The organism is Pseudomonas sp. GW821-FHT01D09, assembly GCF_059422465.1.
Map to the genome: position 1 here is coordinate 1 of NZ_JBWKWY010000063.1, position 7,826 is coordinate 7,826.

7 protein-coding genes and 1 riboswitch are annotated in these 7,826 nt (G+C 58.1%); of the genes, 3 read left to right on the plus strand and 4 right to left on the minus strand.

Features of this window, described 5'->3' with window-relative positions:
- Positions 1-83 precede the first annotated feature (83 nt).
- The 4 genes from cobF to AC07W7_RS26995 form a co-directional block, all read right to left on the minus strand.
- On the minus strand, positions 84-842 hold the full coding sequence (cobF, locus tag AC07W7_RS26980) for a precorrin-6A synthase (deacetylating) (protein WP_099170396.1): 759 nt from the start codon (positions 840-842) through the stop codon (positions 84-86).
- 133 nt (positions 843-975) lie between these two features.
- A complete protein-coding gene (locus tag AC07W7_RS26985) occupies positions 976-1,938 on the minus strand; it encodes a hypothetical protein (protein ID WP_495040445.1) in 963 nt (320 codons plus the stop codon).
- Positions 1,935-3,425: an ATP-binding protein gene (locus AC07W7_RS26990; RefSeq protein ID WP_495040446.1), complete on the minus strand. Its 1,491-nt coding sequence runs from the start codon at positions 3,423-3,425 to the stop codon at positions 1,935-1,937. Before AC07W7_RS26990 ends, AC07W7_RS26985 begins: the two co-directional genes overlap by 4 nt.
- Before the next feature lie 105 nt (positions 3,426-3,530).
- Complete coding sequence (locus AC07W7_RS26995; RefSeq protein WP_495040447.1) at positions 3,531-4,079, minus strand: histidine phosphatase family protein; 549 nt, start codon at positions 4,077-4,079, stop codon at positions 3,531-3,533.
- 99 nt (positions 4,080-4,178) lie between these two features.
- Positions 4,179-4,383, plus strand: a riboswitch (cobalamin riboswitch).
- A gap of 91 nt (positions 4,384-4,474) precedes the next feature.
- On the opposite strand from AC07W7_RS26995, the gene AC07W7_RS27000 reads away from it, so the two are divergent.
- The 3 genes from AC07W7_RS27000 to AC07W7_RS27010 are packed head-to-tail and all read left to right on the plus strand — an operon-like array spanning position 4,475 to position 7,685.
- Positions 4,475-6,415, plus strand: coding sequence for a TonB-dependent receptor plug domain-containing protein (locus tag AC07W7_RS27000; RefSeq protein WP_076964309.1), 1,941 nt, complete (start codon positions 4,475-4,477; stop codon positions 6,413-6,415).
- Positions 6,415-6,774 carry a (2Fe-2S) ferredoxin domain-containing protein gene (locus AC07W7_RS27005; RefSeq protein WP_076964310.1) on the plus strand — a complete coding sequence of 120 codons (360 nt, stop codon included), beginning with the start codon at positions 6,415-6,417 and terminating at the stop codon, positions 6,772-6,774. Before AC07W7_RS27000 ends, AC07W7_RS27005 begins: the two co-directional genes overlap by 1 nt.
- Positions 6,771-7,685 carry an ABC transporter substrate-binding protein gene (locus AC07W7_RS27010; RefSeq protein ID WP_495040448.1) on the plus strand — a complete coding sequence of 305 codons (915 nt, stop codon included), beginning with the start codon at positions 6,771-6,773 and terminating at the stop codon, positions 7,683-7,685. The genes AC07W7_RS27005 and AC07W7_RS27010 overlap by 4 nt, the downstream gene beginning before the upstream one ends.
- The last annotated feature ends 141 nt before the right edge of the window (positions 7,686-7,826 follow it).

A 7,826-nucleotide genomic window follows, 5' to 3' on the forward strand; every position in this document is an offset into this window, starting at 1 on the left:
GTGTGTCAGTTGATAGATATTTGACTGACCCACCGCCATCGCGAGCAAGCCCGCTCCCATATTTTTTAATGCATTCCCCCCCCCTACGGCTTGCGTAGCAGGTAGGTATCCATGATCCAGCCATTAGCCTGGCGCGCCGCCTTGCGTACACGCTCGATCTCATCGGCCACCTCGGCCACCTTGCCGCTGATCAGGATTTCATCCGGCGTGCCCAGGTACGCGCCCCAGTAGATTTCCAGGTCCTGGTCCGCAACGCTGCGGTAGGAGTCCTCGGCATCGAGCATCACCACCAGGGTATCGGCATCGCTGGCCTGCCCCGCCGCGAGCCGCCGCCCAGTGGTGATCTCGATCGAACGGCCGATGCGGTTCAGCGGCACTTTATGCTGGGCCGCCAGGGCCTGGACGCTGGTAATCCCGGGGATGACGTCAAACTCAAAGGCACAGCGCCCATCGGCCAGGATCGCCTGCAGGATACGGATGGTGCTGTCGTACAACGCCGGATCGCCCCAGGCCAGGAAGGCCCCCACTTCACCGTCAGCCATGTGTTCGTTGATCATGCGCTCGAAGGTCTGTTGCTTGTCGCGGTTCAGATCCTGCACCGCCGTGGTGTAGTCGATTTCGCCGCGCACACGCTCGGGGCAGTCGGCTTCGACAAAGCGGTAGGCGTGCCCGGCGTCGATATAGGTCTGGCAGATTTCCCGGCGCAGGTCGATCAGCTTGTCCTTGCTCTGGCCCTTGTCCATCAGGAAAAACACGTCGGTGCGGTTCAGCGCCTTCACCGCCTGCATCGTGATGTAGTCGGGGTTGCCGGCGCCAATGCCGATGATCAGGATCTTTTTCATGGGTCAGGTGTTCTCGATAACAGGCTAGGCAGAGGGTGCGGATTTTGCCATGCTCAAGCCACTGACGGCAGAATTAAACTCCAGCCCCACGCTCCAGGCGTTTCGTTCACGCCACTCAATGAACCCAATAAGCTCAAATAAAATCAAACTGCCTGGCAATATCGAGCACAAACTTTCCAGCAAGGGCGTTTTTATAATCCTTGGGATCAACCCCTATGTAGTCATAGTGCGTAACATTAAGCTTGGGCAGGTGAGCATTAACCGCAGCAGGGCGTGTTTCCACCCTGGAAATTCTCTGCACGGCCAATGCCTTTTTGACGAAAACCTGATAGCGCGCGCCCAACTGGAATGTCCGAATTGAATTAATGGCTTTCTTATGCCCCTGTTTATAAGCCGGTAATGAAAGGCGTATTTTATACATCGAGGGATCAAGGTCGAGTGCCCAGTGCTGCACACTGAGTTTCTTGCCTCTGAACGCCAACGAAAACCCAATACTTTCCTGATCCAGAAAAGGGTGAAGGTGGGCAATCTTATCGAAGCGCTTAGAACCCTTCATGGACGGGCCATTACATTGATCGCAGGCCAGCACCAAGTTACCCAACGTCAAGGAAAGGAACGGTATTGCGGCCTTGGGATAATAATGGTCCAGGCTCCCTCGATAACCCGAAATAGTCGCATCACCCTCCCTCACATCAATTGCCGCCATATGGCAATACGGACATATTACATAGCCAACAGTAGAGCACAGTGCGTACGCACACCAATCAACCGGCGGAAAAACCGCGGGCTTGGCACTGAAACTCTTATAGTTTAGATATTTCTCCAGGAGTTGGCGCACAGTCGTTCGATCGACCTTCGACTTGAACCTTTTGCGAAAGTCTTCAGCAATGGCGCGCAAATTTCCGGCCAACTCCCGACATATTTGGTTTTTATACTGAGCCATGAAATCAGCCAATCGATATTGCACCATCACCCCAGCCTGGCAAGGCCCCTGGAATTGATGCAAGTCGATCAACATCTGATCAACTTTTTCCGCGACAAATGCTCGATGGCGTGTACGCGCTTTATGCCACATATCAGACACATTAATGATCATGGCTTCTGACTATCCTTGCGTACACGCAGCAACGCATTTTTGATACCAACGTCACCAATGCTACTGAGTAATAATTCGTCCTGCGGAGAAAGGACTTTATCTGTTATTCGAGCATGCAATTGATTGATTTTCTTTGCAGCAAACTCACCTAACGCAACCGAATCGAATGCTTTGAAAATGATGTCCTCCAACGGCGTAGCGAAGGTCGCGCCCAACCCTTGCTCCTTGTCCAGATTGGTGACCATGCACGTCGGAAAATCACCCGTTATTACCGGAGAATGAGTGGCGACCACCAACTGTAATATTTCTACACCATACTCTTCCTTAGCCGCCGCCATAAATTTATTCAACAAATATATGTAACGACGCTGCCAAGCCAAATGCAAGTAGGCATCACCCTCGTCAATCAGTACGAGCACATGATCCAAGCGCTTCTCACGCATCCTTTCAAACGCTTTGCGCAACAATGAAAACTGATCGACTAACGCCCTCACCCCCGAACTCTGCTCCCCCCAAAGAATCTCGACTGCAGCATTAGAGGCGAGCAACTGCGCAGCGTGTGCGGACGAATCAATGGTGAACGTATATCCTCGATTTTTTCTTTGAAGCTGCTTCCCTCCGGCTTTAAGCAAACCAACGGTAGACTCAAAGTTTTTGAGCATATCCTTCATAATCAGATGGTCGCGTCGGTCCTGCACATAAATAGCAATATTGTTGATCCGCAAAAAAGCCCGAGCAAAACGTAGCTTATTCGACTGCTTTTCTACCGCTTTCTCCAAAACCGCCAACATTGCAAACCTACCCTTGCCTGTGGGCAGATAACTCAATATGGCATTTTCGATCTTTGACAAGACTGTTGCCAAACGCTTGTCAAATAAACTTTGAGGATGGCCACGTTCATAATATGGTGATTTGAATTCCTCCTCGCTCATCACCAGCTTTCGATAATCCCCTACCAACTCTTCGAGCAACGTCGAATTTAAATGTCCCGTTTTCGAGCGCACCAGAGAAAGCAGTGCGGGTGCAAGTATATCTTTGCATAAAGTTGAGCTATAGCTGATTTCTGCACGCAAACTTGAACTCAGGCCCAGGTCCTCGGCCACCGAATAGAACTGCTCAAGCTGATCCAGGCTTGCATTTTTTTCAAATCGAGGCGATGCATCGATAAATCTATTTCTGAGTGGGATTCTTCTTCGATACGGCAAAGGAGAAAAATAGATCACCCCCACTTTTCTCAACTCGGCGGCCGACAATTTGCCGATGCTTTCTTCGTATTGTCCAAACACTGATCGTTGGGGCAATGCACGCATCGAGGAAATCGACGCCGCCATATCGCTTAGTAATGACGTTTTGCCGGAACCGTTATTACCCAGGACCAAACGGACCGTGTCCACATCAAAAAAGCCCTGCCACTTCAAGCTTTCTTGGTTTTCAAACTCAAAGGTGTGCTTGCCGGTTTCCACCGCAATCAGCTTGCTTGCCCTCATAAACGTCCTTGCTCAATCTGCAAAATTTATACGCATTCGATAGGTGCGCGCCGAGACAGCGCCGTATATAAGCGCAAATGATTGCATTTTGCCACTTCATCCGTTCTAGCGGTGGCTGTCCAGGCGCAGGCGCCAGACACTGTTGAAACGCAGCTCAGTAGAAGACAGCGGCTCCACATCGATCAGGTAAAACATACCCATCGGGCATTGCATGGCATTCAGGAGGGCCGCGCGAATCACTGATGGATGTGTCACCGCCACCACATGGCCGGGCTGGTCTTGCAGGGCCTGCATCCACAAGCGTACCCGCACGCAGAGTTGCGCCACCGACTCACCGCCATGGGGAGCGCTGGCGCTGTCTGTGAGCCAGCTTGCCATCTCATCGTCGGTGATGATGCTGACGTCCTGGCCATGCCAACGGCCCACATCCATATCACGCAAGCCGTCATCGACCTTGGCTTGCTCGCCAAACAACATCGCCGTTTGCCGGGTCCGCCGTTCAGGCCCACATAGCAAGCGTGGCGCTTTCTTAAAGCGCCCGGCCAGCATCAAGGGGGTAGGCGGTATTTCCAGGGCTTCGTCGAGGGGGAATTGCCCGCGTTTCTGCGCCCGGGTCGAGCCATGGCAAATCAGCGTCAGGCGGGTGCTCTGCATGGACCTGGATCTCGGGTGAGCCGGTGAAGAACACATCTTACAACGATCGGATCTGCCAGCAGTGCATCGCAATGTTGACCAACGGTTGTGGGAATGTTCAGATGCCGGCCTGTTTCAGGTGCCGCATGCCGCCGTGCATGAGGTGAAACGGGAAACCGGTACGCTCGTTCGAGCAAGTCCGGTGCTGCCCCCGCAACGGTATTCGCGTGACCCCTTCGTTACACCACTGTGGCCAGAACGCCATGGGAAGGTGAAGGGTTCGATACGCGAGAGCCCGGAGACCGGCCTGGAATTTCTGTTTGGCATAATCCTGCGGTGGGCGGGCATGGGCCGGTGTCGGTGTGTGCCCGGTGCCTTCTCCTGCGTGCTTCTGCGAAGATACTTTCGAGAAGACTATGATTTTCCAACGTTCCTCTACCTCTGGCCCGACCCTGCTCCTGGGGTGCCTGTTCAGCCCGCTGCTGCTCGCCGATGACGCGGCCCTGGTGCTCCATCCGCAGACCGTTTCGGCGCCGTCGGTGGAATCCACCACCGTGGCCGAGATGGCCCAATACGGCAGCAAAGTGGCGATTGTCACCCGCGAACAGATTGAACGCGCCGGCCCCAGCGCCGATATCACGCGGGCGATGCAGATGTTTATCCCCGGTTTCTATGTCGCGCCCAAAAACGGCCCGTTCGACTACGGCACCTACTCCCTGCTGGGCGGGCGCAATGACGACACCCTGATCCTGCTCGACGGCGTACGCCTGAACAACCGCCTGTACGGTGGCCTGTACCTGGACACCCTGCCGGCCAACGCCGTGGAGCGCATCGAAGTGCTCAAGGGTGGCCAGAGCCTGTTGTTCGGGACCCAGGCGGTGGCGGGCGTAATCAATATCGTCACGCGCAGCCCGCAGACCCGCGAGGTGTCCGGCGAAACCAACCTGGGCGTCGATACCTTTGGCGGCACCACCGGCGATGCCCGGGCCGAGCGGGTTTTCACTAACGGCCTGGGCGACCTGGGCCTGCTGGCCTATGTCAGCCATAACGTGTCCGAGGGCTACCAGCCGTTTCGCAACCGCGACATGAGCCATGTCAGCGACAAGAAACGTTCCTACGAAGTCACCACCCTCGGCGCCAAGGCCATCCAGTCTATTGGCGATGACTCGCGCCTGGAGCTGTTCTACCAGTACTCCGACGCCAACCTGGACTTCGCCGGCGCCACCAACAACCGCAAGACCACCAACGACCGCGTGCAACAGATCGCCACGGCGACCTTCGAGCAACGCCTCAACGAGCGGCTGAGTTACTTCGTCAAGGGCCATATCAACGATTGGGATACGCGCTATTCACGGGTCAACAACACCGCCGACGGCGGCACCCTGGTACGCAACCACAATGACTACTGGGGTTTTACCGACTGGGGCGTGCAGGCCGAAGGCAAGGCTGAGCTTGAAGGCGGGCATGTGCTGGTGTTCGGCTCCGACAACCAGTGGTTCAAGGGCCAGGACGATGTGCTGGTCATCGACAACAACCAGGCCGAGGCCCACGCCCTGTACAGCCAACTGCGCCCGCAGATCGACGCCCTGCCCGACTGGCACCCGAGTATCGGCGTGCGCCACGAAACCATGAGCGGCGGCGACAGTGCCACGGTCGGCATGCTCACCTCGCTCTATGACCTCAACGCCAACTGGGCCCTGCGCGGCCAGTACGGCACCGCCTACAAGCTGCCGAATGCCGAGCAACTGTTTGTCAATGAGCCCGGCGACGAACTCGGCAACCGCAACCTCAAGCCGGAAAAAAGCCGCAACGCCGAGCTGGGCCTGGACTACAAGGGCCTGCTGGCCGACCGTGAGTTCAGTGCCAGCCTGACCCTGTTCAAGCGCACGATCACCGACCTGATCACCCTCGACGATATCCAGTGGGTCAACGGCCAGGGGCAGATCCAGATGCGCGGCTTCGAGGCCGACGCCAAGTGGGCGCTCAACGACCAGTGGAGCCTGCAGGCGGACATGACCCGCAACCTGACCGAGTCGCGCGCCGGCGTCACGATCAATGATGTGCCCAGTTTCTTCGCCCGTTCGCGGGTGGGTTTCGAGTCGCAGAACCGCCTGTGGGGCGCCGGCGCGGCCATCCGTTATATCCACGATGTGACCAGCTCGAAACGCATCGAGTACGGTCACTACTCGGTCGTAGACGCCGACGCCTACCGCTACCTCGACCACGCCCATCAACACCGCGTGAGCCTGCTGGTAGAAAACCTGTTCGACCGCGACTACGTCACCAGCCGCTCCAGCAATGTCGACAACCTGGGCCGCCCCTTCACCTCTGAGGTGCGTTACACGTATCGCTTCTGATGACTGAAATCACACACATCGACGGGGTGGACAGCCACCCCGACTGGTCCCGGATCCCCGAGCATGCCCGCCATGTGCTGCTGTGCACCGGCCCGCGCTGCACCCAGCGTGGCGCCTTGCAACTGTGGAAAACCCTGCGCCGACGCCTGCTGGAACACCAACACATCGAAGTACCCGGCGGTGTGCTGCTGACGCGCACCCATTGCCAGTTCCCCTGCAACCTGGGGCCGGTGCTCACAGTGTACCCGGAGCGCTGCTGGTATGGCGTGCGCAGCAAGGCCGATGCCGTGCGCCTGGTGGATGTGCACCTGGTGGGCGGCGACGTGGTCGAAGCACTGCTGATCCGGGAGCACCCATGAAGCGCCTGGCAGGCTTGGCCATGGCCCTACTGTGCAGTGCCTCGGCCCTGGCGGACGGCTATCGCAATTGCCAGCAGGATTGGCACCTGCCTACTGCGCCGCCGTCGCGCATCGTCGCCCTGAACCAGCACGCCGCCGACATGCTGCTGGCCCTGGGAGCCGGCCCGGCGCTGGTGGGCGTGGCGTACCTGGATGACAACGGCACCGCACACCAGCAGGGCCAGTATCAAGGCGTGCCGGTGATTGCCCCGCGCTACCCGGCCAGCGAGGTGTTGTATGGGCAAAAGCCGGACCTGGTGGTGGGCGGCTTTGCCACGGCCTTTGGCAATGGCATCACCTCGCGCACCGGGCTGGCCGGCAACGGTGTAGCCTCGTACCTGTTGGAGTCGGCGTGTGCCGGGCACTCCCTGGATTACTTCGGGCATATTCGCAATGACCTGCTGACCCTGGGCAACCTGCTGCATCAACCACAGCGGGCCCGCGACTTGATTGAGGCCCTGGACGCCGACCTGGCCAGCGCCCAGGCACTGGCCAAGCCGGCCAAGCCCTTGTCGGTGTTTTACCTCGACAGTGAAGTCAATGGCCTGGACAGCGAAGGACAACACGGTTTCGTCAGCGCCCTGCTGGCCGCTGCCGGAGCGCGCAACCTGTTGGCCGGGATCAATCAATACCGGGTCAGGGTCAGCAGCGAGACGTTATTGATGAGCGACCCGGATGTGATCCTGCTGGCCGACGCCCTGTGGTCCCCGGCCAGCCGCAAACGCCAGTTGCTGACCCGCGACCCGGTGCTGTCGCGCCTGCGGGCAGTGCGGGAGAACCGCCTGATCGAGATCCCGTTTACCCATCTGGTGCCCACTGTCGACAGCGGCAAAGTGGTGCTGGACCTGGCGCATAAGCTCAACGCCCTGTAGGAGCGGGCTTGCCGTAATGCCGTTCAGTTAAGCGAACGCAATACTCAAAGCAGCGAAGATCAAATGTGGGAGCGGGGGGGGGGGGGGGGGGGGGGGGGGGGGGGGGGGGGGGGGGGGGGGGGGGGGGGGGGGGGGGGGGGG